We start from the raw sequence: 24,950 nt of genomic DNA on the forward strand, positions 1-24,950 counted from the left end.
GTGGCATTGCCGGGTAGCTATGGTCGGACGGGATAACCGCTGAAAGCATCTAAGCGGGAAGCCCCCTTCAAGATGAGACATCCCTGAGACCTCGAGTCTCCTAAAGGGCCCAGCGAGACCAGCTGGTGGATAGGCACGGTGTGGAAGCGCTGCAAGGCGTTGAGCTAACGTGTACTAATGGCCCGTGAGGCTTGACCCTATAACACCCAAGGGGTCTGGTCGCAGTGATAACGAAACCGGATACGCAGCAGCAAGCCAAGGCGCTTGCTGACAAGAGGCGATCACAAAACACGTCAATGACGCACCAGCATGATATGCATTACCCGTTACGCCTGACGACCATAGCGAGCGTGAACCACCTGATCCCATGCCGAACTCAGCCGTGAAACCGCTTAGCGCCGATGGTAGTGTGGGGTCTCCCCATGCGAGAGTAGGTCATCGTCAGGCACTTATACCGCAAAAAACCCAGCCAAACGGCTGGGTTTTTTGTTTTTCTATGTGTCGTTTTATGTCCGTGTTTTTATGTCAGAATGTGAACTCCAAGGAGGAGCGCTATGACACAAATGCAATGGGATCAGTTACTTTCCCCTCGACGCCTTCACGATAAACGAACAGATAGCACCCGGGAAATTGGGCGTAGCCCCTTTCATAAAGATCATGATCGCATTGTCTTTTCCGGCTCTTTCCGACGCTTGGGGCGTAAAACCCAAGTGCACCCTCTGACTGAAAACGACCATATTCACACACGTTTAACCCACTCCCTTGAAGTTGGCTGTGTCGGCCGCTCTCTTGGAATGATTGTGGGCGAGCTGCTGCGTGACCGCCTCCCTGACTGGATTACCCCCGCTGATTTGGGCGTTATTGTGCAAACGGCGTGTCTGGGTCATGACATCGGTAACCCGCCCTTTGGTCACGCCGGTGAGTACGCGATACGCGACTGGTTTCGCCGTGCCCAGGGAAGTGGCCTGCTGGAGGGCTTATCAGAGGCAGAGCGCGAAGACCTGCTGACCTATGAAGGCAACGCTCAGGGCTTTCGCGTGATTACCCAGATTGAGTACAACCAGTTTAACGGCGGCATGCGCTTATCGGCGGCTACGCTCGGCACGCTGCTGAAATACCCCTGGACGGTACGCTATAGCGGCCGGGCGGGTAAGTTTGGCTGCTACCAGTCAGAGCAGGCGCTGTTAAAAGAGGTAGCAGATGCGGTTGGGCTACTTCCCCAAGGGGAGCAGCGCTGGTGTCGCCACCCATTGGCTTGGCTTGTCGAAGCGGCAGATGATATTTGCTACGCCTTGCTAGACCTGGAAGACGGTCTGGAGATGGGCATTCTTCGCTACGAGGAAGTGGTTGAGATTCTGCGTCAAATTGCCGGTGAGTTCCCACCGGAGTATGCCGAGATGCAGCGTAAAAATGTCTCGCAACGCCGCCGTATCGCCCTACTCAGAGGCGCTGCCATGGAGCGGGCCGTAAACGATGTGGGGGCTGTATTTGTACAGCATGAGCAGGCGCTACTCAGCGGTACCCTCAGCGAAGACTTGTTAGAGCTGTGTCACCCGGATTTAGGTTGGGGTGTGCAGTCCGCCAAGCAGCTGGCTCGTGAGCGTATTTTCCAGAATGAGCGCAAGGCGAAGCTGGAGATTGGTGCTTACACCACGCTGGGTATCCTGTTAGAAGCATTTGTCGGTGCGGCCCATGAGCTGCACCACACCGGGCAAAGCTCTTTCAAGCACCAGCGGGTGCTGGCGTTAATTGGTGAGAATACCCCGCTACCCTCATGGACACTCTATGACAGTTACCGGCGAATGCTGGACTTCATTGGCGGGATGACCGACCACTATGCAGTCGATCTTGCTCAAGAGATGGGCGGCCGCTTACGCGGCGACTGAGCCATCCATTAAACGGACGGCTGGCGGAGATGCTTGAGCTCCATCAGCCGTGCTCGTTCCAGCAGAATGTGGATGACCTTATCGTGAATGGCATCGCTCATCTGTCCTGGGGTTAATTCGGTAAGCTGGCGGGCAAGCTGCTCGCCGCTCACTACCAAGATATCTGACGCAGCTTCGCTTGTGTCGATTTCCCAACCGGGAAGCACTAACACCCCTTTGACCGGCACCGGTACACCACAGCGGCGCTCTAACCACTGGCTGAGCCAGTTAACGCCTTGCCGCGTTTTATGCAGCGGCCGCCGTTCCTGCCAGTGGGGGAACCGCAAACGCTCACGTTCAACCGCCACGCAGTTAAGCTCTTTACCATCGGTGCCGATGGCCAGCGTTCTAGCCCGTGTTTCCACAACAAAAACGCCATGGGGGGTCACGACCACATGGTCAATGGTGAAACTATCAGTAGGAACGTCATGAAAAACGTAATAAGGGTGTGCCTCAGGCCGTACTAGGCGCTCCAGCTCCTGCCCCACCGCCAACTCGCAGGCAAGCCCCAGCTTTAAGCGTCGAATGCGCTGGTAGTCACGTATTAGCAGCAGCGAAAACGCCAGCACCAAAATGGTACTTAGCAAGCCGTAAAGCGCCCACTCTACCCAGTCTTGTTTATCGACAAACAGCATACGGCCCATGCCATATACTAGCGGCGCTAACGTGACTAATGGCCCCAGGGTGCCATTTAGGAACAGGCTAGAAAAGGCTTGGTCGAGCCTATGACGAAGGGCCTGACCAGGTTCGCGCAGCGGTGCATCAAAGGGTGAGTGTACGCGGGCATCATGAAGACTACGCAAGGCTAATACAATGCCGCCCATGGCTGCCATGGGGAACAAGAAGATGAGCGGTAGTAGGTATTCCAACCAAACCATTGTCGTAACTTGCCCTTTAGCCATGAGCTTAAGGTCGTGCATCGTGTTATATGGCGATGCATCAACCGCCAGCTAATTTTACCTGATAACCCATTGAGGTTAAGGCATCGCGAAGTGTTTCGCGATGATCGCCTTGAATTTCAACCACGCCCTCTTTAACTGCACCACCCGTACCACAGCGCTGTTTAAGCGTTTTGGCCAGCGTCTTAAGCTCTGCATGGGCCAGTGGGAGACCGCTGATAGTCGTCACGCCTTTTCCTTTACGCCCGCTGGTTTCACGGCGGATGCGCACAATGCCATCTAATGCGGCAAGACGCTCTTGCTCGCTGGTGTCTTCGCAGCAGCAATTATCAATAGGGGCTCGGCAGTCGGGGCAAGTTTTGCCATGTTCAGTGGAGTAAACAAGGCCACCTAGCTGATCACGTAATGAAGCCATACTATTTCTCTGTTGAGTGATGAAGCATTGCGGCCTGCCATCGCTCGTGGGTCAGTTGTTCAACAACGGCAGGCAGTTGGTACATGTTGCTAATCATAATAGCGCCTTCCGGTGTTGCTTCGGCATCGGGGAAGCGATTCAAATGAATCACTGTCATGCCCGCTTGCAGAGCTGCTTGAACGCCAACTAAGGCGTCATCGATCGCTATGCAGTCTTTTGCCGCAAACCCCATGATACTGGCTGCGTGAAGATGTAAACAGGGCTCTGGCTTCCAACAGTTAGCGGTGTAGCCACTAAATAGACGGTGAGCAAAGTAATGGCTAAGCCCTGTGGCATTGAGTGCGGTGCGAATCTTCGTTTCTGGCCCGTTCGATACCACCGCGCTTGGATAGCGTGATAGGGCGTCAAGTGATTCCCGGGCACCGGGAATGGTGGTTAACTCATTGGCTAACCGGTCTGCCAGATTGGCCCGCATGGTTTGTTCCATGTGGTTTAACCGGTCCGCATCTACTTCACCGTAGCGGGTTTGAAGTTCTGCCACAATGCGTCGGAAGCGGGCACCACGAAACTCTCCTAGGTAATCGGAGGAGGCAAACGGTAGGCCCACCGTATTGAGGCCGCGCGCCATCTCTTCAGCAAGCAGGGGTTCGCTATCGACGAGGGTGCCATCACAATCAAACAGCAGAAGTGGAAGCGGCATGGGAATTCCTTGCAGCGTTACAAGCGCTACTCGCGTTAATTAAGCCGACTAGACTGCTATTGAACGAGATTTTTGGGACTTTGTGAACACTGTTTTATAATTTTTTACGGTTAGCCCGCCTCTAGGTGCCATTTATCCATGTCATCACTAAGTTAACTACCCGGTTTTTAAGGCAATCTATGTTAATCGCTAGGAGAAGAGCTATAGTGGTTAGGCGACGCCGCAATAACTACAAAATGGAGATGTATATGCGATTCAACCCCTGGTTACTCTCATTTGTATTTGGTACCGCGCTGATGGCCTCTTCGGCTAGCGTGTTGGCAGAACCTGAGGCCAACGCCGATAGCGAGCAGCACCAAGCGCTGGATGATGCGGCGCTAGAAGAGAAGTACGGTATTAAGGCAGGTTCTGTTCAGCGCGATGAGCAGCCTTCCTCTGATATATCGGCTTCGGAAGCGTCTAGTGCTGAAGAGAACGCTGACACGGCCGAAGTCGATAGCAGCACTGAGGCAAAGAACACTGGCTCTGACACCGAGGGCAGCAGCGCTGAGACGGAGAGCATCAGTACGAATGCCGAAAGTGAGAATACCGAAGGTGGCACAGGTGGTACTGGTAGCGCTGAAGATGCGATTGAAAGCGGTGAAGATGAGCAGAGTAACGACGATAACGAGTAACCTACCGCCGTTAGCGGGAGAGGCGTCGTGAGTTGGTTCTACTGCGTAGATGGCAGGCTTTCATCGCTTTTCTGGCTGGTAATCCACCAGGGGGCGTACTGACCACTCATCGCGCTGAAAAACGCTTTTTGCATTACGAGGCCAGCTTTTATGCTGGCCTCAATTTTTTCGGTCACCATGCGCTGGTTTTCGCGCATCATAGTGAGAGCTGCCTGGTGAAGAAATGTGGGGTGGCGCTCTCTAGTAATAGCCTATTGGTGCTGCATTGCAACAAAAAAGGCGGCCCGAAGGCCGCCTTAGCGTCGCTAATTGCTTAGCTGCTTACTTAATTTTAGGAGCCAACTCGCCGCGCTCGTAGCGCTGGAACATCGCCTCCAGGCTAATCGGCTTGATTTTGCTCGCGTTGCCAGCAGTGCCAAAGGCTTCGTAGCGGGCAATACACAGATCACGCATAGCGGTGACCGTTTCTTTTAAGAATTTGCGCGGATCAAACTCTGACGGATTCTCTGCCATAAAACGGCGCACAGCACCGGTGGACGCTAGGCGCAGATCGGTGTCGATGTTCACCTTGCGCACGCCATGCTTGATGCCTTCGACGATTTCCTCAACCGGTACGCCGTAGGTTTCCGGAATTTGACCGCCGTAACGGTTGATCACTTCCAGCCACTCCTGCGGCACCGAAGAGGAGCCGTGCATGACCAGATGGGTATCCGGGATGCGCGCGTGGATCTCTTTGATACGCTGAATGGAAAGCGTGTCGCCGGTCGGCGGCTTGGTGAATTTATACGCGCCGTGGCTGGTGCCAATGGCAATCGCCAGCGCGTCGACCTGAGTCGCCTTTACAAACGCAGCGGCTTCTTCGGGGTCGGTCAGCAGCTGTTCCATATCCAGCTTGCCTTCGGCACCAATGCCGTCCTCTTCACCAGCCATGCCGGTTTCCAGGCTACCCAGGCAGCCCAGCTCGCCTTCTACAGAGACGCCACAGGCGTGGGCCATTTCTACTGCGCGACGAGTAACGTCAACGTTGTAGTCGTAATCCATCGGCGTCTTGCCATCTTCACCCAGCGAGCCGTCCATCATGACGGAGGAGAAACCGAGCTGGATAGAGCGCTGGCATACCGCAGGGCTGGTGCCGTGATCCTGGTGCATCACTACCGGAATATGCGGGAACTCTTCCACCGCTGCCAAAATCAGGTGGCGCAGGAAAGGGGCACCCGCGTATTTGCGCGCGCCAGCGGAGGCCTGCACGATCACCGGAGAGTCGGTAGCATCGGCGGCTTCCATGATAGCCCGCATTTGTTCAAGGTTGTTGACGTTGAACGCGGGGATACCGTAGCCATATTCGGCGGCGTGGTCGAGCATCTGGCGCATGCTAATTAAAGCCATGGGGTCACCTTATAGGTTGTCAGTGTGAACGGGTGCAGTGAGCGTGCAAGTTCAATTATTACGTATTAGCCGCGCTTGGCCGCAGCTTCAAGTGCAGCAACAGCCGGTAGCTGTTTGCCTTCAACGTACTCTAAAAACGCCCCGCCACCGGTGGAAATATAGGAAATACGGTCGGCAATGGCGTATTTATCAATCGCAGCGAGCGTGTCACCGCCACCGGCAATGGAAAATGCGCGGCTGTCAGCAATGGCATGGGAGAGCTCCTCGGTGCCTTTGCCAAACTGATCAATCTCAAAAACGCCCACGGGGCCGTTCCACAAAATAGTGCCAGCATCTTTGAGCAGGCTGGCCAAGTGGGCGGCGGTGTTCGGGCCGATATCCAGAATCATCTCGTTATCAGCGACCTGGTCCACCGGTTTCACCACTGCTTCTGCGGATTCAGAGAACTCCGTTGCCACAACAACGTCAGTGGGCAGCGGAATAGAGACTTTCTCCATTAGCGCTTTGGCTTGACCGATCAGGTCGGCTTCGTAGAGCGATTTGCCCACATTATAGCCTGCCGCCGCGATAAAGGTGTTGGCGATCCCGCCGCCGACGATAAGCTGGTCGCACTTATCAGAGAGTGCGGTCAGCACGTCGAGCTTCGTGGAGACCTTGGAGCCGCCTACAATAGCCGCCATCGGGCGCGCCGGGTTCGCTAAGGCTTTCTCCAGTGCGTCTAGCTCTTGAGCCAGCAGCGGGCCGGCACAAGCGGTGGGCGCAAAGCGGGCCACGCCGTGGGTAGAAGCTTGAGCACGGTGGGCGGTGCCGAAGGCATCCATCACGAAGATATCGCACAGTGCGGCGTACTGCTTGGCCAGCTGTTCGTCGTCTTTCTTCTCGCCGTTATTGAAGCGCACGTTCTCAAGCAGCACCACGTCGCCGTTGCTGAGCGTGGGCGCGGTGTCGAGGTAGTCGTCGACCAGTTTGACGGGGCTACCCAGCAGCTCGCCAAGGTGTTCGGCCACGGGAGCTAAGGAGAACTCCTCAGCAGGCTTGCCTTCCGTGGGGCGGCCCAGATGGCTCATCAGCATCACTTTAGCACCCGCTTTGGCCGCTGCTTGAATGGTCGGCAGTGCGGCGCGAAGGCGGGCATCGCTGGAAACACGGCCGTTTTTGATCGGCACGTTCAGGTCTTCACGAATCAGCACGCGCTGCCCTTCCAGGGGCAGATCGGTCATTTTTTGCACGTTCATGTGAGCGGTTTCCTCGTGTTCAAGCGAATGTAAGAGCGCTAGGTGATGCTACCCATCAATTAGCGAAACGTTGCCAAACGCTGGCTGATATCCAGCATACGGTTGGCAAAGCCCCACTCGTTATCAAACCAGCACAGCAGCTTGATCAAGCGTGTGCCAGCCACCCTGGTTTGGGTGGCGTCTAGAATGCCAGAGCGGGGGTCATGATTAAAATCGATCGATGCCATGGGGGCTTCGGTATAGCCTAGCACCCCTTGTAAGCGCTGCTGGCTGGCGCTGTGTAGCAGCGCGTTCACCTGGGCGGCACTGGTATCGCGACGTACGGTCAGCGCGGCATCCATGGCCGAGACGTTAATGGTGGGTACCCGCACGTGCAGGCACTCAAAACGCCCGGCCAGGCTCGGCATCAGGCGGCTGATACCCACTGCCAAGCCGGTATCCACCGGCACGATCGACTGCATGGCGGAGCGGGTCAGGCGCAGGTCGGTTTGATGATACGCATCGATCACCGGCTGGTCGTTCATCGCCGAGTGAATCGTGGTGGTAACGCCGTGCTCCAGACCCAATGCTTCATCCAGCACGGTAAGCAGCGGCACCAAGCAGTTCGTGGTGCAGGACGCCGCAGAGAGAATGCGCTGGGTGGGGGTAAGCTCATGCTCGTTGATGCCCCACACGATGGTGGCATCCACATCGTTTTCAGCGGGCTGGGAGAACAGCAGCCGCTTGGCCCCAGCCGTTAAGTGCTGCTCGGCGGTGGCGCGATCCTTAAAGCTACCCGAGCACTCCAACACTAGGTCGATATCCAACTCACCCCAGGGCAGCGCTTGCGGGTCGCGTTCGCACAGCACGTGGATGCGCTGGCCGTTGACGAGCAGAGCGCTGCCATCGTTGTCCACCTCACCAGGGAAACGCCCGTGGGTGGTGTCGTAACGGGTGAGATAGGTGATGGTGGCGAGGTCAGAAAGCTCATTAATCGCCACCACCTCAAGTTCTGGGTGTTGGCGTTCCACCAGTGCTCTCAGCACGCACTGGCCAATGCGCCCATAACCATTGATAGCAATGCGATATTTAGCGGAAGCGTTCGCCATGATGCGATGCAGCTCTTGAACAAAGTGGCCCGATGATAACGCATTTCATCGGGGGTTGCTTATCCCGCCCCTAGCCCCACCAGTTGCCAAGCAAGCGGTAGCAGCAGAGCGGTAAAAATCCCGGTGAGGCTCATTCCGAGCGAGGCGAACGCTCCGGCGGTCGGACTGATATCGAACGCGCGCACGGTGCCGATGGCGTGACCATTGAGCCCCAGCGCAAAGCCGATGATACGTTCGTCATGAATGTGCAGTAGCCTCGCCAATAGACTCACGAAAGGAATGGTCAGCACCCCCGTCACCAGCAGCGCGCCCATGAGGAGTGCTACGCTGCCGCCAAGTTGTTCCGTGATGCCGATGGCGATGGGCGCCGTCACCGATTTGGCCGCGATCGAGGCCAAGATCTCCGGACCCGCGCCGAGAAGCCAAGCAATGCCAAGAGCGTAACAAGCGGCCAGAGTGGCAGCGATAGGCAGGCAAGCCGCCAACGGCTGCCACAGCGCACGAATGCGCGGTAGCTGTTGGTAAAGCGGCATGCCCAACGCCACGGTGGCTGGACCTAGCAGGACCGTCAGCCAGGTTGCGCCTTGCTGATAGGTGGCATACGGCAAGCCCAACAAGGCCAGCGTCGCGGCCAGCAGCAGAGCAGCGATCAAAATCGCCGGGAGCCAGGAGGGTTTACCCAAGCGCGTGAAAAGGGCGCTGCCCACAAGGTATGCGGCCAAGGTAAGCCCAACGGCCAATAACGGCGTGGCGGTCAAGGTAGGCAGCAAGCTAGTCGGCATGGCGGTGCCCCATCAATCGCTTGAGCAGCCACAGTGTCGTGAACACACTCAGTAGCGTCCCCAGCAGCAGAGCCGCCACGATGGCCAGCCACTGGCTTGCCAGTTCATCGAGAATGAAGAACACGCCTACCACGCCTGGCATGATCAGCATGGCCAAAAGTGCGATCAGCGGTTGGGCGGCGGCGGCAAGGCTAGCAGGTACTCTACCGATAACGGCAAGAGTGATGCACAGCAGTAGCATGCCCACCACTCCAGAAGAAATAGGTAAACCGGAGAAGTGGATCACGACTTCTCCGATTATCCAGTAGCTAATTAGCCATAAAAGGCCGTTTAGCGCGGGCATCGTAATGCCCGCACCAGGCGCCGTTTGAGCGAGGGGTTAACCCAGCAGCTCATTGGCTTGTTTGACGATGTTCTCGACGGTAAAGCCGAAGTGCTTGAACAGCTCGCCCGCGGGTGCCGACTCACCGTAGGTGGTCATGCCAATCACGCGGCCGTCGAGGCCCACGTACTTGTACCAGTAGTCGGCGTGGCCCGCTTCGATGGCGATACGCTTGGTCACGGCTTTGGGCAACACGCTTTCACGGTAGTCGGCATCTTGGCCGTTGAAGCGGTAAGCGGACGGCATGGAGACCACGCGCACGGCTTTACCTTGCTGCTCCAGCTCGGCCGCGGCATCCATCGCCAAGGCGACTTCGGAGCCGGTCGCGATCAGGATGAGGTCCGGCGTGCCGTTGCACTCTTTGAGTACGTAAGCGCCGCGCTGAATGGACGCCAACTGCGCCTTGGTGCGCGCCTGATGCGGTAGGTTCTGACGTGAGAGCACCAGCGCCGTCGGGCCGGAGTGGCGCTTGATTGCGGCATCCCAGGCGGCAGCGGTTTCCACTGCGTCACAGGGGCGCCAGGTATTCAAATTCGGCGTAGTACGCAGGCTGGTGAGCTGCTCGATCGGTTGGTGGGTCGGGCCATCTTCACCCAGGCCGATGGAGTCGTGGGTAAATACGTAGATAGCCTGCTGGCCCATCAATGCCGCCATGCGCACGGCATTGCGCATGTACTCCATGAAAATCAAGAAGGTTGCGCCATAAGGCACGAAACCGCCGTGTAGAGCGATACCGTTCATCACTGCGCCCATGCCGAATTCACGCACGCCGTAGTGGAGATAGTTGCCGCTGGCATCGTCTGGAGTGATCGCCTTGGCGCCCTTCCAGAACGTCAGGTTGGAAGGCGCCAAGTCAGCGCTGCCACCGAGCAGTTCCGGCATTTGCGGGCCAATCACGTTCAGTGCTTCGAACGATGCTTTACGCGAGGCAATGCTGTCCCCTTTTTCTTGCGCCTGCTCGATCAATGCCGTCGAGGAGAGCTCGGCGGGCAGCTGTGCCTTCATGCGGCGCTCGAACTCTCGCGCCTCGGTCGGGAAGGCTTCCGCATAGCGAGCAAAGCGGGCGTCCCACTCTTGCTGACGCTGTTTGCCAGCGTCGCGAGCATCCCAGGCAGAGTAGATCGGCTCGGGGATATGGAACGGCGCGTGCTCCCAGCCCAGCTGTTGGCGCGCCAGGGCTACTTCGTCATCACCCAGCGGTGCGCCGTGGGCTTCTTCTTTGCCTTGCTTGTTGGGCGCCCCAAAACCAATGATGGTTTTACAGATGATCAGAGTCGGCTTGTCGTCGTGGCTCTTCGCCAGTTCGATGGCTGCTTTGATCTCGTCAGGCTTGTGGCCATCGACGTTGGGCACCACGTGCCAGCCATAGGACTCGAAGCGCTTGGCAGTATCGTCGGTGAACCAGCCGTCGACTTCGCCATCGATGGAGATGCCGTTGTCGTCGTATAGCGCAATGAGCTTGCCTAGCTGCTGAGTGCCCGCAAGAGACGCCGCTTCGTGGGAGATACCCTCCATCAAGCAGCCATCACCCAGGAAACACCAGGTGTGGTGGTCGACGATGGTGTGGCCGGGGCGATTGAACTGCGCGGCCAGCGTTTTCTCGGCAATGGCGAAACCGACCGCGTTGGCAAAGCCTTGGCCCAGCGGGCCAGTGGTGGTTTCGATGCCAGGAGCGTAGCCGAACTCCGGGTGGCCAGCGGTGGGCGAGTGCAGCTGGCGGAAGTTTTGCAGCTGTTCCAGGCTGAGTTCGTAGCCGCTCAAGTGCAGCAGCGAGTAGAGCAGCATGGAGCCGTGGCCATTCGACAGCACGAACCGGTCGCGATCGGCCCACTTGGGGTCTTCGGGGTTGTGCTTGAGGTAGTCATTCCACAGCACCTCGGCAATATCAGCCATACCCATGGGGGCGCCAGGGTGGCCGGATTTGGCCTTCTGAACGGCATCCATGGAAAGGGCGCGAATGGCATTGGCCAGCTCAAAACGGGACGGCATGGGGGTGCTCCTCGCCTGAAAACGGAAAGAATAAAGGCGCTATTGTCGCTGACTTCCCCGGCGGCGGCAAATTCTCAGGGGTACGTTGTGGGAAGAACCCCCAACAGCGTGTAGACTCTGCCTCCCGAAGTGGTGGTGAACGTCACGGTGCCGCTTCTTTATACGGGCAGGGAACCTCCTGCCATGATTTCCTGCTGATGCTGCGGTCATAACGAAGCAGCCGTCATACAGAGGGTCGAGTGCGCGATGAGCGAATATTCCCTGTTTACCTCCGAGTCCGTTTCCGAAGGCCATCCCGATAAGATTGCCGACCAGATTTCAGACGCGGTGTTAGATGCCATTATCGCCCGGGATAAACAGGCCCGCGTTGCCTGTGAAACGATGGTGAAGACGGGCGTTGCCATTATTGCCGGTGAGATCACCACCTCCGCGTGGGTGGATCTAGAGACGCTGGTGCGTGATGTGATTACCGATATCGGCTACACCTCTTCTCAGGTGGGCTTCGACGGTGCCACGTGCGGCGTCATCAACCTGATTGGCAAGCAGAGTGTCGATATTGCTCAGGGCGTTGATCGTACCAAGCCGGAAGATCAGGGCGCGGGCGACCAGGGCCTGATGTTTGGCTATGCCACGAACGAAACCGATTCGTTCATGCCTGCGCCGATCCACTACTCGCACCGTTTGGTCGAGCGTCAGGCGGAGCTGCGTAAAAACGGCCTGTTGCCGTGGCTGCGTCCGGATGCCAAAAGTCAGGTGACTTTCCGCTATAACGCTGAAGGCCAACCGTGTGGCGTCGATGCGATTGTTCTGTCGACTCAGCACGATCCGGAAATCGATCAAGAAGACCTGCGCAAAATGATTAAGCGTGAAGTCATTGAGCAGGTGATTCCCGCTGAGTGGTTGGATGCCAACACCCAATACCACATCAACCCGACCGGCAAGTTCGTGATTGGCGGCCCGGTGGGCGACTGTGGCCTGACCGGTCGTAAGATCATCGTCGATACCTACGGCGGCATGGCGCGCCACGGTGGCGGCGCGTTCTCGGGCAAAGATCCGTCGAAAGTAGACCGCAGCGCCGCGTACGCTGGCCGCTATGTGGCGAAAAACGTCGTAGCAGCGGGCTTGGCGGACAAGTGCGAGATTCAGGTCTCCTACGCCATTGGCGTGGCCGAGCCGACCTCGGTGTCCATCGACACCTTCGGTACCGGCAAAATCGACGACGCTAAAATCGTTGATCTGGTGCGGGAGCACTTCGATCTGCGCCCCTACGCGATCACCAAGATGCTGGATCTGCTGCACCCGATGTACCGCCTGACAGCGGCTTACGGCCACTTTGGCCGCGAGCCGTTCGAGCACAGCTACAGCTGGGTAGACGACAAAGGCGAAACGCACACCGAGACGTTTACAGCCTTCCCGTGGGAAAAAACTGACAAAGCAGACGCGCTGCGTCAGGCCGCTGGCCTATAAGCTTCCCGTAAGCGCAATGAGCGTCATGGGTTAGCGAAAAGCGCCCCTTGGTTCACGCCAGGGGGCGCTTTTTTTATGGGTCGAAACCGGCTCCGAGAGTGGCTTTCTGCGCATTGCATCTCTGTCAGTTTCATATAAGTTAATTTTAATAAGGGCTGAAAATTTCCCGTTTACCACGTGAGGATGCGTATGTCGGGTCGGCGAATAATAGGAGTGGCGAACCTAGCGGCAGCCTGGTTAATGAGTGTCACTTTTTCCGCACAGGCAGACACCTGCCCCGACTGGCCCGCCGAGCGGCTGGCGCTGGAAACCCAGGCGCTAGCCGAACATATCGAAGTATGGGACCGCGCTTACCATGATAACGGCGAATCGCTGATTGCCGATGAGCTGTACGACCAAGCGCTGGCGCGGTTGGAAAACTGGCAAGCGTGTTTGGATTCACCAACTCCCCACCAGCCGCTTACCCGAGTGACCAGCAGCGACGGTACCCGCACCCATCCGGCCGCCCAAACGGGGCTCACTAAAGCCGATGAGGACGGCATTCGACGCTTTACTAGCCGCCGTGACGATCTATGGATTCAGCCCAAGGTGGATGGTGTGGCGGTGACGCTGCGTTACCAGGGCGGGGAACTCGTCGAGGCGGTTAGCCGTGGAGACGGCGAGCGGGGGCAGGATTGGACGGCGCGGGTTCAGCAACTGCCTGGTGTGCCCGTTACGCTTCCTGAGCCCGTCTCTGCGGTGCTGCAGGGCGAGCTTTACTGGCGGCTGGATAATCACGTGCAGGCACGCCAACCAGGTTCGGGTGCCCGAGGTGCCGTGGCCGGTGCCATGGCGCAGCGCGAGCCGAGCCAAGAGACGCTGAACCGCATCGGTTTATTCGTATGGGACTGGCCGGATGGCCCGACGCAGATGACCGAACGGCTGGCGCAACTGACGGCGCTGGGGTTCGAGACGGCCGATTACACCCATCCGATCAGCGGCCAGGAGGCGGCCGCCGAATGGCGCGAGCGGTGGTTCAACGGCCCGCTGCCGTTTGCCACCGACGGCGTGGTGTTAAAACAGGCTGAGCGCCCCGGCGTGCGCAACTGGTCGTCATCGCCCCCTGAGTGGGCGGTGGCCTGGAAGTATCCGTCTCAGCAGGCGCTAGCCCAGGTGCGCGGGGTGGAGTTTCGGGTGGGGCGAACCGGGCGCGTAACGCCGCTGCTGTGGCTCTACCCGGTGACTCTGGAAGGGCGGCGCATCAGCCGCGTGTCGCTGGGTTCATTGGAGCGCTGGCAGGAGTGGGACGTGCGCCCTGGGGACCACGTGGCGGTGACGCTGGCGGGCCTGACGATTCCTCAGGTAGACAGCGTGGTGTGGCAAACACGTGAAAGAGCCGCCCTAAGCGCCCCGCCGCCCGAGCGTTACCATCTGTTGAGCTGCTTTACGCTAACGCCCGAGCGAACATCAGAATGCAGCGCCCAACTGCTGGCCCGCTTAACCTATCTCAGCGAGCAGCTGGGCATGCGTGGAATTGGCGAAGGCACTTGGCAGGCGCTGATGGAGGCCGGTGTGGTTACGGAACTATTGGGTTGGTTGGCACTAACGCCGGAGCAGCTTCAACAGGCCCACGGTATTGGCGCTACCACCGCCGCAGCGCTGATGGCACAGTTCGACGCGGCGCGCCAAGCGCCCTATGCGACATGGCTGACGGCGCTGGGAATGCCCCCCGGTGGCGACGCTGGGCTGGGCGATTGGTACACCCTCGCGGGTTACTCTCGAACCGATTGGCAAGCCGTGCCTGGCGTTGGCCCGGTGCGCGGCGAAGCGCTCGTTGCCTTCTTCAGCCACCCAGACGTTCAGCGCATGGCCCGCCTGCTGCAGCTGGCGGGCGTCGATGGGTTTTAACCGAGCCCGGTGAGCCGCAGCATCAGCCCCAGATAGAGCGGTATCAACAGCGGTGCCAGCAGCGTGGTGGTGAGTACCGCTAAAGCACCTTTCTGCGGCTGAATGCCCAACTCCATCGCCACGACCACCACGTTAGAGGCCATGGGCACCACGCCAAATAGCAGCAGTGCCATCGCCAGCTCCGGTGCGAGTGGCGTGAACTGCTGGAGCACCAGCACCGCCCCCAGCATTACCAGTGGCCAGAGCAGATAGCGCAGGCCCACGCAGGTCGCCACAAAGCGCGTATCCCACGCGGCGAGGGTGACCTGGCTTAACGTCATGCCAATGATCATCATGCCCAGCAGGGTATAGGTGGCGGGAAAGACCGCTAATGAACTCATCAGTGATTCCGGCAGCGTGGCGTTGAGCGCGTTTAGCAGCAGCGCTAAGAGAAACGCATAGACCAGCGGCAGACGAACAATTTTGGCCAAGCTCTGGCGTACCGAGAAGTGGCCCCGGGCGCTCAAATAAAACCCCACCGTGAACTCATACAGGTTGATGCCCAGCATGCAGAAGAGGTACAGCGTCACCCCTTCCGGCGGTAGCAGAATCAGCGCGACGGGCAGCCCAAAGTAGCCGGTATTACCGGTGCCAGAGGAGAACGCCAGCAGCGCGCCTTCCTGCGGGCCAAAGCGGTGTTGGGTAGCCCAGCGCACGGCCAGTGCCATGGCGCTGACCAATAGAAACATCGCCAGGGTGAGCACCAAATACTCTAAGGTGGGGCCGCCATTCATCAGCGCGCGAAAAATTGTCAGCGGCGCGATCAGGTACACCAACAAGGTAGCAATCGGGCGCGGGTCTATTTTCAACCGTTGGGCGGCAATAAAGCCCAGCCCCACATACCCTATCAGCATAAGCAGCGGGCCCATTAAAGCGCTGGGTGCTAAGTCCATATCTCCTCCTTGATAGACGCGGTGGTGCCAACATGAGCCGAATTGAAGGTCGACCGTGGAATCTTTCATTAGCCGCTGCGCGGCGAAGCAGCGAGAATACCCTAAATAATGATCACGTTACCGCACTGCGAGGACAAACCATGAGCAGCCAAGAGCATCCGTTAGGTATTAGCTTTGAATTCTTTCCGCCCAACACCGATGCAGGTCGGGAGAAGCTAATTCACGTGCGTGATGAGCTGGCCGCTCGTAACCCGCGTTTCTTCTCGGTCACCTACGGCGCGGGTGGCTCCACTCAGGCGCGCACTCGGGATATCGTGCGCACCGTTAGCCAAAGTGGCATCACCACGGCGCCGCACCTCTCCTGCATCGGCAGCGAAAAGGCTCAGCTGCGCGACTTACTGGCGCAGTACCGGGAAGAGGGCGTCGATAGCCTAGTGGCCCTGCGCGGTGACATGCCCTCCGGGATGGCCAGTATCGGAGAGCTGCGCTACGCCAATGAATTGGTAGAGTTCATTCGTGACGAGACGGGCGACCACTTTGACATCGCGGTCGCGGCGTATCCGGAATCTCATCCACAGGCCCCCAGCCTCGATAAGGATGTGGAAAACTTTGCCCGCAAGATGAATGCGGGTGCCAACATGGCGATTACCCAGTACTTCTTTACCGCCGATGCCTACTTCCACTTCGTTGATAAAGCGCGTGCGCTGGGCGTCGAGCAGCCGATCATTCCCGGCATCATGCCGATCACCAACTACACCAAGCTGGCGCGGTTTTCCGATGCCTGCGGCGCGGAAATTCCCCGCTGGATTCGCAAGCAGTTAGAAGCCTACGGCGATGACAGCGACGCCATTGCCGCCTTTGGTACCGATGTAGTGACTCGCCTGTGTGAACGCCTGCTGGACGGCGGCGCGCCAGGCCTGCACTTCTACACGCTGAATCAGGCGGCCCCAGTGTTGAAGGTGGTGGATAATCTGAGCTAACGCTGTCGCCTGATGATGATACCGGCCTGCATCTTTGATGCAGGCCGGTTTTTTTATGGTAGTTCTAAAGGTACGAAAAAAAGCCGGAACCTCTCGGTTCCGGCTAGTGCATAGCTTGGCTCTAGTAACGTAACGGTTTACGCAGCGCTTGCCGTTGCCTTGCCTTTGCCACCATGCTGCTTGCGCTGCATGATAAATAGCACCGTACCAATCGCTAAGCCCGCGATGTCGGTGTAGATGCCGCCGTAGATCAAGAACATGGCACCGACCAGCATCACTAAGCGCTGGGGTAAGTTCACCGGACCGAAGAACCACTTCTGAGCCATGCCCGAGAGCAACACAATGCCTAGCGTGGCGGTGAGGCCAACGCGCAGGATCTGCGTGGCGGAGCCTTCCATCAGCATCGCCGGGCTGTAGAAAAACATAAACGGCACGATAAACGCCGCCAAGCCAATCTTGAACGACGCCACCGAGGTGCCCATGGGGTTGTCCCCAGAAATACCGGCGGCTGCGTAAGAGGCCAGCGCCACCGGCGGCGTAATGGCCGAGACCACGGCGAAGTAGAACACGAAGAAGTGGGCAATCAGCGGCTCGATGCCGATGTTGATCAACCCTGGTGCGACCACCGATGCGGCCACTGCGTAGGCCGCTGTGGTCGGCATCCCCATGCCCAACAGAATGCTGATCAGCATCGCAAAGAACAGTGCCAACAGCTGGCTAACGCCCGCCAAGCCCAGCAGCAGCGAAGAGAAACGAGCACCTACACCGGTCAGCGAGATAACGCCGACAATCAAACCTGCACAGGCACAGACGGCGATAATCTGAATCGACATGGTACCGGCAAGCTGAAGCGCTCTCAGAATCGCACGAAGGCCCATTTTGTTAGGGGAGAGCCAGCTCACTACCGCCGCAGAGGCAGTGGCCAGGGTACCGGCACGAATGACCGAGTAACCCATGAACAGCGCAACGATCAAAATGATGATCGGCGCGAACAGGTAGACTTGCTTCACTAGCTTGGAGAACAGCGGAATCTCATCTTTGCGCATGCCGCGCATGCCTTTACGGGCGGCTTCAAAGTCGACCATAAAGTAGATAGAAGCAAAGTAGAGAATGGCGGGGATAATCGCAGCAATAGCGATCTCGGTATAAGGAATACCGGTCACTTCTGCCATGATGAATGCGCCTGCGCCCATGATCGGCGGCATAATTTGGCCACCGGTAGAGGCCGCAGCTTCAATTGCGCCTGCGCTACGGGCCGGGTAGCCCACTTTCTTCATCAGCGGAATGGTCAAAGAGCCTGTCGATACCACATTACCGGCAGACGTACCGTTAATCATCCCCATCAGGCCAGAAGCGAAGATAGCGACTTTCGCGGGGCCGCCGCGAGCACGACCTGCCGCGGCAAAGGCGAAGTTGACGAAGTAGTCGCCCACTTTAGACGCCTGCAAGAAGGCGGCAAAAATGATGAACAGAATAATATAGGTGGACGAGACCGCCGTGGTCGGGCCTAGTATGCCCGCATCGGTATAGACCTGGCTAAAGAAGCGCTGGACCGATAGACCAGGGTAGCCCAGGAAACCAGGTAAATAGGGGCCTGCAAAGACGTAGGTCAGAAACACGGCTGAAATGACGACCAGCGCCAAACCTGCCACACGGCGAGTCAGTTCGAGAATCAGCAGCGAGCCCGCGATGGCGGCCCAAGAGATACCGGGAGGCGCAAATGAGGTGCCGGTGGACATCCGCATGCTGGTGTTAAATGCCATTAGCAGGTAGCCAGCGCTGGCCAAAGCACACACCATTAACACTAAGTCGGCGGGATTAAGGCGGTGGCGTGCCTGACGATAGAACCAAGACAGCACAATCGCGCCTGCTGTGGTGGCCATCAGTGGGTAGCCAAAGTGCAGCGTCTCCACGGCCGGGTCGATGCGCATGGCACCGCCGTTGATGGCCTGCTGCATCAAGAATACTTGCACCAGCGAGTAAACCGCAGGAACCAGCAGCGCATAGCTCACCCATTTCAGCCAAGCAGGGGAGGCCTGCTGGTCATCTTCAGCAAAGCGGGCACCGGCAAACAGCCCGTAACCCAAAATTAATGCACCGGCGATGTGTACGATACGGAACGACCAGGTTTCCATGGGGTACACGTTGAGTGAAAACAGGTGGAAACCTGAATAGGCAATCGCCAGTGCTGCAAATAATAGGAACTGCCAGCCAACGAACAGGCGGCGGTTGGGCTCAACAACTTCTTCATCGACGCCATCAGCAATCGATTCTGGCGTTGATGAAGCAGCTAAGGCGTCATCCTTGAGGCCGTTGGGGTCTTGGTTGGTATTGTGACTCATCAGAGGTCACCCTCACAGCAAAAGCAGAGAAAGGGGGCAAGAGCAAACGCTGCCCCGCCCGACAGGATCGGCAGCGGGGCAGCGCGATGGTGCGTGGAGCTTACTTGATCATGTCGTCAGAGATATCGTAACCGTTCTCTTCGTACCAGCGTGCTGCGCCTGGGTGGAAAGGCAGTACCGTGTTGTGCACGATGTTTTCCGGAATGCTGGTTTCAGCACTGCGGTGTACGTCGCGCATACGATCATTGTTTTCCATGGTGGCTTTCGTGACTTCATAGATGAAGTCTTCCGGCAGGTCACAGCCAGCAATCGCGAAGTTCCACATGGCAACGGCGCGAGCATCCTCTTCCAGCGTGGTGTAAGTGCTAGCCGGGATGGTGAACTCAGCGACCGGGAAGGCGTCTAGCACAGTCGCCAGCTCTTCTTCGGTAAACTCAATAATGTTCACGTCGGTTTGGACTTCCAGCTGGCTAACTGCCGGAATCGGGATGCCCGCAGCGAAGGCGACAACGTCCAGCAGGCCGTCCTGAAGCTGGCCGCCCAGGTCAGACCAGCCGCCATTACGGCGGTCGAAGTTTACGCCCAGGGTTTCCAGCATGGCCGGGAAGTAGGTGTCAGAGGTAGACGCCGCCGGGCCGAAACCGATGCGCGCACCGTCGGGGATGTCGGAAATAGATTCAATACCGGAGCTAGAGAGCGCGGCGATAGAGAACGGGGTTTCATACATCGGGAACAGCGCGCAAACGTTGTCCATGACTAGGCCAGGTGCCAGCGGGCTTTCGCCTTTGATGGCATCAGACGCCGGACCCATAGTGGTTAGGCCAAACGCCATATCGCCACTATGTACTAGCGCCAGGTTTTGGGTAGGGCCACCAGTCACTTCGCCGCCGCCTGAAACACCGAGCTCATCGGCGATGAAGTTTGCCCAGCCAGAGCCATAAACGAAGTAGGTGCCGCCTTGACTTGCCGTACCAACAGTAAAGTTAGTGGGCCATTCAGAGCGGTCCGCATGGGCAGTGCCTGCAGCAAGTAACGCGCTGCCTGCGAGCAGAGCGACAGTTTTGGGCATCGTATTGCGCATGGCGAGATTTCCTAAGCTGTTATTGGGATTATCGTCTGGCGCGTGTGGGACACCGCCAGTGCTTTATCATTAAGCAGCTTATATAGAGCGATACTTGTGCCACATATACGATTTAATATAGAAATCAATGCATTAAGAATTTTCTCTTCAACTTTGGTTGAAAAGCAAAAGCCATTAAGTGTCTGGCTTTGCGCACGCTCTAGATAGGGTGGTGTGCGGTTTTTCACACACTTTTCAAAGGGGGCACCTAGCGATGCAGCCGCTGCACCGCTAGCGAGGGGCGTTATTTGTTTTTACCTGGGTCAAGAATGCGAACCGGCTGCACATCCTGGATTTTTTGCTCATCACGCACCTGATTCACTCGTGTAGTGAGCTCGGGGGTCGCTTCGTCTTCAATGGGCAGCTGTTCGAAGAAATCACAGCTCACGCATTCACGGTAGCGGATGCCGTGCTGCTCCCACGCACGAATGCGGTCCATGGCGGCACAGCGGGGGCAGGTCACGCCTGCAATAAAACGCTTAATACTCGACATACATACACTCCCAACGTGCGGCGGCAACGCCGCCGCACCGGATAAAAATAGCCAGCTTAGGCGGCGCGAATACCGCTATGGCGCAGCAGCGGTTCGACGCTAGGTTCGCGGCCTCGGAAGGCACGGAATAGCTCGGCGGCATCCCGCGCACCGCCTTGCTCCAGAATTTCCTCGCGGAAGCGCTGGCCAGTGTCTGGGTCAAAAATCCCGGCTTCTTCAAAGGCGCTCCAGGCATCGGCAGAGAGCACTTCCGCCCACTTATAGCTGTAGTAGCCAGCGGCGTAGCCGCCTGCAAAGATGTGGCTGAAACTATTTTGGAAGCGGTTGAAGTCGACCACGGGAACGACAGAGGTTTGGCGACGCACGTCGTCGAGCAGCGTCTGAACATCGCTGGCCGAAGGCGCTTCCAGCTCGTGATGGAGGCGTAGGTCGAACAGAGAAAACTCGATCTGACGCACCATGCCCATGGCGGACTGGAAGTTTTTCGCCGCTTGCAGGCGCTCGAACAGAACGTCCGGCAGCGGTTCGCCGGTGTCTACGTGTTTAGCTAGCAGGTCGAGACCTTCCCGCTCCCAGCAGTAGTTCTCCATAAACTGGCTGGGCAGCTCAACCGCATCCCAGGCCACGCCGTTGATGCCTGACACGTCGGCCACGTCTTGCTTGGTCAGCATATGGTGCAAACCATGGCCAAACTCGTGGAACAGCGTGGTCACTTCGTCATGGGTCAGCAGCGCAGGTTTACCGCCTACTGGCGCGGTGAAGTTGCAGGTCAAGAAGGCCACTGGGAGCTGCACGCCGTTCTCGGTTTTACGGCGTACCCGGCAGTCAGCCATCCACGCACCGCCCCGTTTGCCTTCGCGGGCGTAGAGATCCAGATAGAACCCAGCAATCGGTTTGCCCTGTTCGGTAATACGGAAGAAGCGCACGTCGTCGTGATAGCTCGGAGCGCTGCTGTCTTCTTTTACCTGAACGTTGTAAAGGCGCTCGACGACTTGGAACAAGCCATCCACGACCCGCGGCGCGGGGAAGTAGGGGCGCAGTTGCTCTTGGGAAATAGCGTAGCGTGCTTCGCGCAGTTTCTCGCTGACGTAGGCGACATCCCAGGGGTTGAGCGTCTCGATGCCTAGCTCGTCACGGGCGTAGGCGCTGAGTTCGGCAAACTCCTCCTGCGCTTGCGGCTTGGCGCGGCGGGCGAGGTCTTCCAAAAAGTCCAGCACCTGCGCGGGGGAGTCTGCCATTTTGGTAGTTAGCGAGTAGTCGGCGTAGGTGTCGAAGCCCAGCAACCGCGCCAGTTCCTGACGCAGGGCCAGAATCTCTTCCAAAATGGGGGCGTTGTCGAACTTGCCCGCGTTGGGGCCCTGGTCGGAGGCGCGGGTCACGAAGGCGGTATACACTTCTTCGCGCAGCTCGCGGCTGTCGGCGTAGCTGACGATGGGGAAGAAACTGGGGAAATCCAGCGTAATGCGGTAGCCATCAACGCCTTTAGCGTCTGCCAGGGCTTTAAGAGTTTCCAGAGCGCTCTCAGGAACGCCCGCCAGCGCGTCGCGATCCTGAATGTCTTTATGCCACGCCTGGGTGGCGTCCAGCACGTTATTAGAAAACTGGTTAGAAAGCGTAGAGAGCCGGGACTGAATTTCACCGTAACGAGCCTTCTTATCCGCCGGTAGGTCGACCCCGGCCAGGCGAAAATCGCGCAGGGCGTTATCCACCGTACGCTGTTGGGCGGCCGTCAGCGTTGACCAGCTCTCGCTCTCTTTTAGCGCCTGCCAGCCTTTGAACAGCCCTTCGTGCTGACCGACCCAGGTGCCAAATGCAGAGAGTTTTTCCAGGCAGGCTTGGTAAGCATCGCGCAGCTCTGGGGTATTCATGGTGCCGTTGAGGTGCGACACCGGTGACCAGGCCTGGGAAAGACGGTCATTCACTGCTTCCAGCGGTGCGGCAAAGTTGTCCCACGTTGGGGATGTGGCAACGGCCTGTTGGGCGAGGCGATCAATCGCCTCGCGGCTCTCATCGAGCAGCGTTTCCACGGCGGGCACCACGTGGTCGGCACGAATGTCGGCGAAAGGGGGAAGCTCGTGGCTCTCTAGCAACGGGTTGCGGGACATAAGCACCTCGGTAGCAATCAAGTTAGGGGCGCACAAAAACGTACGCTGATGATGACACAGTGCGGGCAGTGAGACGTTGTTTCAATGCTTGACCCGCTGCAAGCGTTTGGCCTGGGGGCAGGCGCCTGCTAGTCTTGCCGCCTTTCCATATCCGTAATCTGTAAGTGTCACCAACAATGCCACCCATGGCAGGAGCAAGTAATGAGTGAAACGCTAGAGCGCTGGGGGTCGAAGCGGGCCTTTATCTTGGCGGTAACAGGTGCGGCGGTTGGGCTGGGCAATATTTGGCGCTTCCCCTATGTGGCGGGAGAGAACGGCGGCGCTGCTTTTTTGCTGATTTATGTGGCGTTCGTGCTGCTACTTGGGATTCCCGTGATGATGGCGGAAATCCTCATTGGGCGTGCCGGGCGGCGCGGGCCGATGCAAGCCTTAGGCGCATTGGCGTCAGAAGCGGGGGCTTCCCGGCACTGGCGCTGGCTGGGGCTATTTGGCGCGTTCACCGTGTTCTGTATTTTGTCGTTTTACTCGGTGGTGTCGGGTTGGTCGATTGAGTTTTTAGTGGCCTCGGTGAACGGCAACTTTAACGGTGCCAGCGCAGCTGAGATCGGTGCAGGATTCGAAGCGTTTCTGGCGAATCCTGGGCTGCTGATCTTCAACCACTCGCTGTTCCTCTTCATGACCATGACGGTGGTGGCAGCTGGGGTGGCCAAAGGGCTTGAGCGGCTCAACAACCTGCTGATGCCACTGCTATACGGTTTGCTGCTGCTGTTAGCCATTTATGCCACTACTACGTCGGGCTTTGGTACCGCGCTGTCGTGGCTCTTTCTGCCCTCGTTCGAGGACGTGACTCCCGCGGTCATATTGCATGCCATGGGCCATGCCTTCTTTACGCTGGCAGTCGGTGCCTGTGCGCTGATGGCGTACGGGGCTTATATGCCCGATGAGCAGAGCCTGCCGAAGGCGGCCTTTGCCGTGGCGGTGTTGGATATTAGCGTGGCGCTGCTGGCGGGCATTGCGATTTTCTCGGTGGTGTTTGCCCAGGGCATGGACCCCGCCGATGGACCAGGACTGATGTTCGTGACGCTGCCCATAGCGTTTTCCGAGTTGCCCTGGGGATCGTTCTGGCTCAGCGTATTTTTCCTGCTGCTGCTGCTGGCCACCTGGACCTCGGCGATCAACCTTGCCGAGCCAATGGTGGCCACGTTGCAGGGGCTGGGTTGGCGGCGCAGTACGGCAACGGCGGCGGTAGCGCTCAGCGTATGGTTAATCGGCTTGCTATCAGCGTTCTCGTTTTCAACCCTGGCAGAATTCAGGCCGCTGTTTGGGCGTAACGTCTTTGAGCTGGTAAGCAGTATTCCCCCTGATATCTTCCTCCCCATGGGAGGGCTGCTAATCGCGATTTTTGCCGCATGGGTGATGCCACAAGCGCGTGTCATCAGCGCATTGGGCGCGGGGGAGCGCGGCTATTTACTATGGCGTACGACGATTCGCTGGGTGTCGATTCCGCTGACGTTTATCGTCTTACTCGGTGGGTTGCTATAGTGCGCCTTTCAGCCCCTTTATCGTGTTAAGGAGATAATCATGAGCAGTGCCTTACGAACGTATCAAGGCGTTTCGCCGCAGTTGGGTGAGCGTGTCTACATCGATCCCGCCAGCGTGGTGATTGGCAATGTCACGCTCGGTGATGACTGCTCGGTATGGCCGATGACGGTGATTCGCGGCGATATGCACCGCATCACCATTGGTGCGCGCACCAGCGTTCAAGATGGCAGCGTGCTGCACATTACCCACGCCAGTGATTTCAATCCTGATGGTTTCCCGCTCACGATTGGCGACGATGTGACCATTGGCCACAAGGCAATTTTGCACGGTTGCACCCTGGGCAGCCGCATTCTGGTGGGAATGGGCGCCATCGTGATGGATGGTGCAGTGGTTGAAGATGAGGTGATTATTGCTGCTGGCGCGGTAGTGACACCGGGCAAACGATTGGAGAGCGGTTACGTTTATGCCGGTAACCCTGCGAAGGCGCTGCGCCCGCTCAAGGAGAAAGAGCGGGCTTTCTTCCCCTATACCGCAGGCAATTACGTTAAGTTAAAAGATCAGTTCCTTATGGAAGCCGCCGAAGCACGTTAAGCGTTTGCCTTACCAC

The 24,950-nt window shown here is 58.0% G+C and carries 22 protein-coding genes and 2 rRNA genes; 9 read left to right on the forward strand and 15 right to left on the reverse strand.

Features of this window, described 5'->3' with window-relative positions; genetic code table 11:
- From NH344_RS15490 to NH344_RS15500, 3 genes are all read left to right on the forward strand, one after another.
- Positions 1 to 199 (forward strand): 23S ribosomal RNA (locus tag NH344_RS15490); the annotation flags it as partial.
- Positions 200 to 331: 132 nt separating this feature from the next.
- Positions 332 to 447, forward strand: a 5S ribosomal RNA gene (gene rrf, locus NH344_RS15495).
- A gap of 107 nt (positions 448 to 554) precedes the next feature.
- The gene (locus NH344_RS15500) at positions 555 to 1,886 is read left to right on the forward strand and encodes a deoxyguanosinetriphosphate triphosphohydrolase (RefSeq protein ID WP_058576739.1); all 1,332 of its coding nucleotides are present in this window, start codon (positions 555 to 557) and stop codon (positions 1,884 to 1,886) included.
- Between the two features lie 8 nt (positions 1,887 to 1,894).
- On the opposite strand, the gene NH344_RS15505 is transcribed toward NH344_RS15500, so the two are convergent.
- The 3 genes from NH344_RS15505 to NH344_RS15515 all read right to left on the reverse strand — a co-directional run bounded on the left by NH344_RS15505 (position 1,895) and on the right by NH344_RS15515 (position 3,939).
- A complete protein-coding gene (locus tag NH344_RS15505) occupies positions 1,895 to 2,803 on the reverse strand; it encodes a nuclease-related domain-containing protein (RefSeq protein ID WP_253028097.1) in 909 nt (302 codons plus the stop codon).
- Positions 2,804 to 2,864: 61 nt separating this feature from the next.
- On the reverse strand, positions 2,865 to 3,239 hold the full coding sequence (locus NH344_RS15510; protein WP_054641448.1) for a translation initiation factor Sui1: 375 nt from the start codon (positions 3,237 to 3,239) through the stop codon (positions 2,865 to 2,867).
- Position 3,240: 1 nt separating this feature from the next.
- Positions 3,241 to 3,939 carry an HAD-IA family hydrolase gene (locus NH344_RS15515; protein WP_253028098.1) on the reverse strand — a complete coding sequence of 233 codons (699 nt, stop codon included), beginning with the start codon at positions 3,937 to 3,939 and terminating at the stop codon, positions 3,241 to 3,243.
- A gap of 248 nt (positions 3,940 to 4,187) precedes the next feature.
- Here NH344_RS15515 and NH344_RS15520 point away from each other — a divergent pair, with 248 nt between their 5' ends.
- Positions 4,188 to 4,613 carry a hypothetical protein gene (locus NH344_RS15520; RefSeq protein ID WP_089676107.1) on the forward strand — a complete coding sequence of 142 codons (426 nt, stop codon included), beginning with the start codon at positions 4,188 to 4,190 and terminating at the stop codon, positions 4,611 to 4,613.
- Positions 4,614 to 4,651: 38 nt separating this feature from the next.
- On the opposite strand, the gene NH344_RS15525 is transcribed toward NH344_RS15520, so the two are convergent.
- The 7 genes from NH344_RS15525 to tkt form a co-directional block, all read right to left on the reverse strand.
- The gene (locus NH344_RS15525; protein ID WP_253028099.1) at positions 4,652 to 4,813 is read right to left on the reverse strand and encodes a hypothetical protein; all 162 of its coding nucleotides are present in this window, start codon (positions 4,811 to 4,813) and stop codon (positions 4,652 to 4,654) included.
- A 121-nt stretch (positions 4,814 to 4,934) separates the two neighbouring features.
- On the reverse strand, positions 4,935 to 5,999 hold the full coding sequence (fba, locus tag NH344_RS15530; protein ID WP_062363362.1) for a class II fructose-bisphosphate aldolase: 1,065 nt from the start codon (positions 5,997 to 5,999) through the stop codon (positions 4,935 to 4,937).
- 65 nt (positions 6,000 to 6,064) lie between these two features.
- Positions 6,065 to 7,234, reverse strand: coding sequence for a phosphoglycerate kinase (locus NH344_RS15535; RefSeq protein WP_253028100.1), 1,170 nt, complete (start codon positions 7,232 to 7,234; stop codon positions 6,065 to 6,067).
- Positions 7,235 to 7,293: 59 nt separating this feature from the next.
- On the reverse strand, positions 7,294 to 8,322 hold the full coding sequence (locus NH344_RS15540) for a glyceraldehyde 3-phosphate dehydrogenase NAD-binding domain-containing protein (protein WP_253028101.1): 1,029 nt from the start codon (positions 8,320 to 8,322) through the stop codon (positions 7,294 to 7,296).
- A 59-nt stretch (positions 8,323 to 8,381) separates the two neighbouring features.
- On the reverse strand, positions 8,382 to 9,104 hold the full coding sequence (locus NH344_RS15545) for an LrgB family protein (protein ID WP_058576733.1): 723 nt from the start codon (positions 9,102 to 9,104) through the stop codon (positions 8,382 to 8,384).
- Positions 9,094 to 9,447 (reverse strand): CidA/LrgA family protein, encoded by a 354-nt coding sequence (locus NH344_RS15550; protein ID WP_058576732.1) that lies wholly within the window; start codon positions 9,445 to 9,447, stop codon positions 9,094 to 9,096. The genes NH344_RS15545 and NH344_RS15550 overlap by 11 nt, the downstream gene beginning before the upstream one ends.
- A 36-nt stretch (positions 9,448 to 9,483) precedes the next feature.
- A complete protein-coding gene (tkt, locus tag NH344_RS15555) occupies positions 9,484 to 11,475 on the reverse strand; it encodes a transketolase (RefSeq protein ID WP_253028102.1) in 1,992 nt (663 codons plus the stop codon).
- A 246-nt stretch (positions 11,476 to 11,721) separates the two neighbouring features.
- Between tkt and metK the strand changes: the two genes are divergently transcribed.
- On the forward strand, positions 11,722 to 12,942 hold the full coding sequence (gene metK / locus NH344_RS15560) for a methionine adenosyltransferase (protein ID WP_044630435.1): 1,221 nt from the start codon (positions 11,722 to 11,724) through the stop codon (positions 12,940 to 12,942).
- Between the two features lie 240 nt (positions 12,943 to 13,182).
- On the forward strand, positions 13,183 to 14,829 hold the full coding sequence (gene ligB / locus NH344_RS15565; protein ID WP_253028103.1) for an NAD-dependent DNA ligase LigB: 1,647 nt from the start codon (positions 13,183 to 13,185) through the stop codon (positions 14,827 to 14,829).
- Here ligB and NH344_RS15570 read toward each other — a convergent pair.
- Positions 14,826 to 15,761, reverse strand: a complete 936-nt coding sequence (locus NH344_RS15570) for an AEC family transporter (RefSeq protein WP_044630437.1) — start codon at positions 15,759 to 15,761, stop codon at positions 14,826 to 14,828. The two genes, ligB and NH344_RS15570, sit on opposite strands and share 4 nt — an antisense overlap.
- A 140-nt stretch (positions 15,762 to 15,901) precedes the next feature.
- Here NH344_RS15570 and metF point away from each other — a divergent pair, with 140 nt between their 5' ends.
- Positions 15,902 to 16,741 (forward strand): methylenetetrahydrofolate reductase [NAD(P)H], encoded by an 840-nt coding sequence (metF, locus tag NH344_RS15575; protein WP_044630438.1) that lies wholly within the window; start codon positions 15,902 to 15,904, stop codon positions 16,739 to 16,741.
- A gap of 137 nt (positions 16,742 to 16,878) precedes the next feature.
- On the opposite strand, the gene NH344_RS15580 is transcribed toward metF, so the two are convergent.
- From NH344_RS15580 to prlC, 4 genes are all read right to left on the reverse strand, one after another.
- On the reverse strand, positions 16,879 to 19,083 hold the full coding sequence (locus tag NH344_RS15580; protein ID WP_253028104.1) for a TRAP transporter fused permease subunit: 2,205 nt from the start codon (positions 19,081 to 19,083) through the stop codon (positions 16,879 to 16,881).
- A 100-nt stretch (positions 19,084 to 19,183) separates the two neighbouring features.
- Complete coding sequence (locus NH344_RS15585) at positions 19,184 to 20,164, reverse strand: TAXI family TRAP transporter solute-binding subunit (RefSeq protein ID WP_044630440.1); 981 nt, start codon at positions 20,162 to 20,164, stop codon at positions 19,184 to 19,186.
- A gap of 283 nt (positions 20,165 to 20,447) precedes the next feature.
- On the reverse strand, positions 20,448 to 20,696 hold the full coding sequence (locus NH344_RS15590) for a YheV family putative zinc ribbon protein (RefSeq protein ID WP_044630441.1): 249 nt from the start codon (positions 20,694 to 20,696) through the stop codon (positions 20,448 to 20,450).
- 56 nt (positions 20,697 to 20,752) lie between these two features.
- Positions 20,753 to 22,801 carry an oligopeptidase A gene (gene prlC, locus NH344_RS15595; protein WP_235253716.1) on the reverse strand — a complete coding sequence of 683 codons (2,049 nt, stop codon included), beginning with the start codon at positions 22,799 to 22,801 and terminating at the stop codon, positions 20,753 to 20,755.
- 201 nt (positions 22,802 to 23,002) lie between these two features.
- Here prlC and NH344_RS15600 point away from each other — a divergent pair, with 201 nt between their 5' ends.
- Both NH344_RS15600 and NH344_RS15605 read left to right on the forward strand, forming a co-directional pair.
- Positions 23,003 to 24,343: a sodium-dependent transporter gene (locus NH344_RS15600; protein ID WP_058576725.1), complete on the forward strand. Its 1,341-nt coding sequence runs from the start codon at positions 23,003 to 23,005 to the stop codon at positions 24,341 to 24,343.
- A gap of 39 nt (positions 24,344 to 24,382) precedes the next feature.
- A complete protein-coding gene (locus tag NH344_RS15605) occupies positions 24,383 to 24,934 on the forward strand; it encodes a gamma carbonic anhydrase family protein (RefSeq protein WP_044630444.1) in 552 nt (183 codons plus the stop codon).
- Positions 24,935 to 24,950 lie beyond the last annotated feature (16 nt).

Source organism: Halomonas sp. Ps84H-12 (assembly GCF_024124725.1).
GTDB lineage: Bacteria > Pseudomonadota > Gammaproteobacteria > Pseudomonadales > Halomonadaceae > Vreelandella > Vreelandella aquamarina.

Bases quoted from the DNA above. Each gene is read 5' to 3' on its own strand.
- NH344_RS15590 (WP_044630441.1), bottom strand. From the start codon at position 20,696: ATGTCGAGTATTAAGCGTTTTATTGCAGGCGTGACCTGCCCCCGCTGT.
- NH344_RS15605 (WP_044630444.1), top strand. From the start codon at position 24,383: ATGAGCAGTGCCTTACGAACGTATCAAGGCGTTTCGCCGCAGTTGGGT.
- NH344_RS15535 (WP_253028100.1), bottom strand. From the start codon at position 7,234: ATGAACGTGCAAAAAATGACCGATCTGCCCCTGGAAGGGCAGCGCGTG.
- ligB (WP_253028103.1), top strand. From the start codon at position 13,183: ATGAGTGTCACTTTTTCCGCACAGGCAGACACCTGCCCCGACTGGCCC.
- NH344_RS15585 (WP_044630440.1), bottom strand. From the start codon at position 20,164: ATGCGCAATACGATGCCCAAAACTGTCGCTCTGCTCGCAGGCAGCGCG.
- NH344_RS15545 (WP_058576733.1), bottom strand. From the start codon at position 9,104: ATGCCGACTAGCTTGCTGCCTACCTTGACCGCCACGCCGTTATTGGCC.
- NH344_RS15550 (WP_058576732.1), bottom strand. From the start codon at position 9,447: ATGCCCGCGCTAAACGGCCTTTTATGGCTAATTAGCTACTGGATAATC.
- NH344_RS15570 (WP_044630437.1), bottom strand. From the start codon at position 15,761: ATGGACTTAGCACCCAGCGCTTTAATGGGCCCGCTGCTTATGCTGATA.
- NH344_RS15520 (WP_089676107.1), top strand. From the start codon at position 4,188: ATGCGATTCAACCCCTGGTTACTCTCATTTGTATTTGGTACCGCGCTG.
- NH344_RS15505 (WP_253028097.1), bottom strand. From the start codon at position 2,803: ATGGTTTGGTTGGAATACCTACTACCGCTCATCTTCTTGTTCCCCATG.
- NH344_RS15500 (WP_058576739.1), top strand. From the start codon at position 555: ATGACACAAATGCAATGGGATCAGTTACTTTCCCCTCGACGCCTTCAC.
- fba (WP_062363362.1), bottom strand. From the start codon at position 5,999: ATGGCTTTAATTAGCATGCGCCAGATGCTCGACCACGCCGCCGAATAT.
- metK (WP_044630435.1), top strand. From the start codon at position 11,722: ATGAGCGAATATTCCCTGTTTACCTCCGAGTCCGTTTCCGAAGGCCAT.
- tkt (WP_253028102.1), bottom strand. From the start codon at position 11,475: ATGCCGTCCCGTTTTGAGCTGGCCAATGCCATTCGCGCCCTTTCCATG.
- NH344_RS15510 (WP_054641448.1), bottom strand. From the start codon at position 3,239: ATGGCTTCATTACGTGATCAGCTAGGTGGCCTTGTTTACTCCACTGAA.
- NH344_RS15515 (WP_253028098.1), bottom strand. From the start codon at position 3,939: ATGCCGCTTCCACTTCTGCTGTTTGATTGTGATGGCACCCTCGTCGAT.
- NH344_RS15580 (WP_253028104.1), bottom strand. From the start codon at position 19,083: ATGAGTCACAATACCAACCAAGACCCCAACGGCCTCAAGGATGACGCC.
- NH344_RS15525 (WP_253028099.1), bottom strand. From the start codon at position 4,813: ATGATGCGCGAAAACCAGCGCATGGTGACCGAAAAAATTGAGGCCAGC.
- metF (WP_044630438.1), top strand. From the start codon at position 15,902: ATGAGCAGCCAAGAGCATCCGTTAGGTATTAGCTTTGAATTCTTTCCG.
- NH344_RS15600 (WP_058576725.1), top strand. From the start codon at position 23,003: ATGAGTGAAACGCTAGAGCGCTGGGGGTCGAAGCGGGCCTTTATCTTG.
- NH344_RS15540 (WP_253028101.1), bottom strand. From the start codon at position 8,322: ATGGCGAACGCTTCCGCTAAATATCGCATTGCTATCAATGGTTATGGG.
- prlC (WP_235253716.1), bottom strand. From the start codon at position 22,801: ATGTCCCGCAACCCGTTGCTAGAGAGCCACGAGCTTCCCCCTTTCGCC.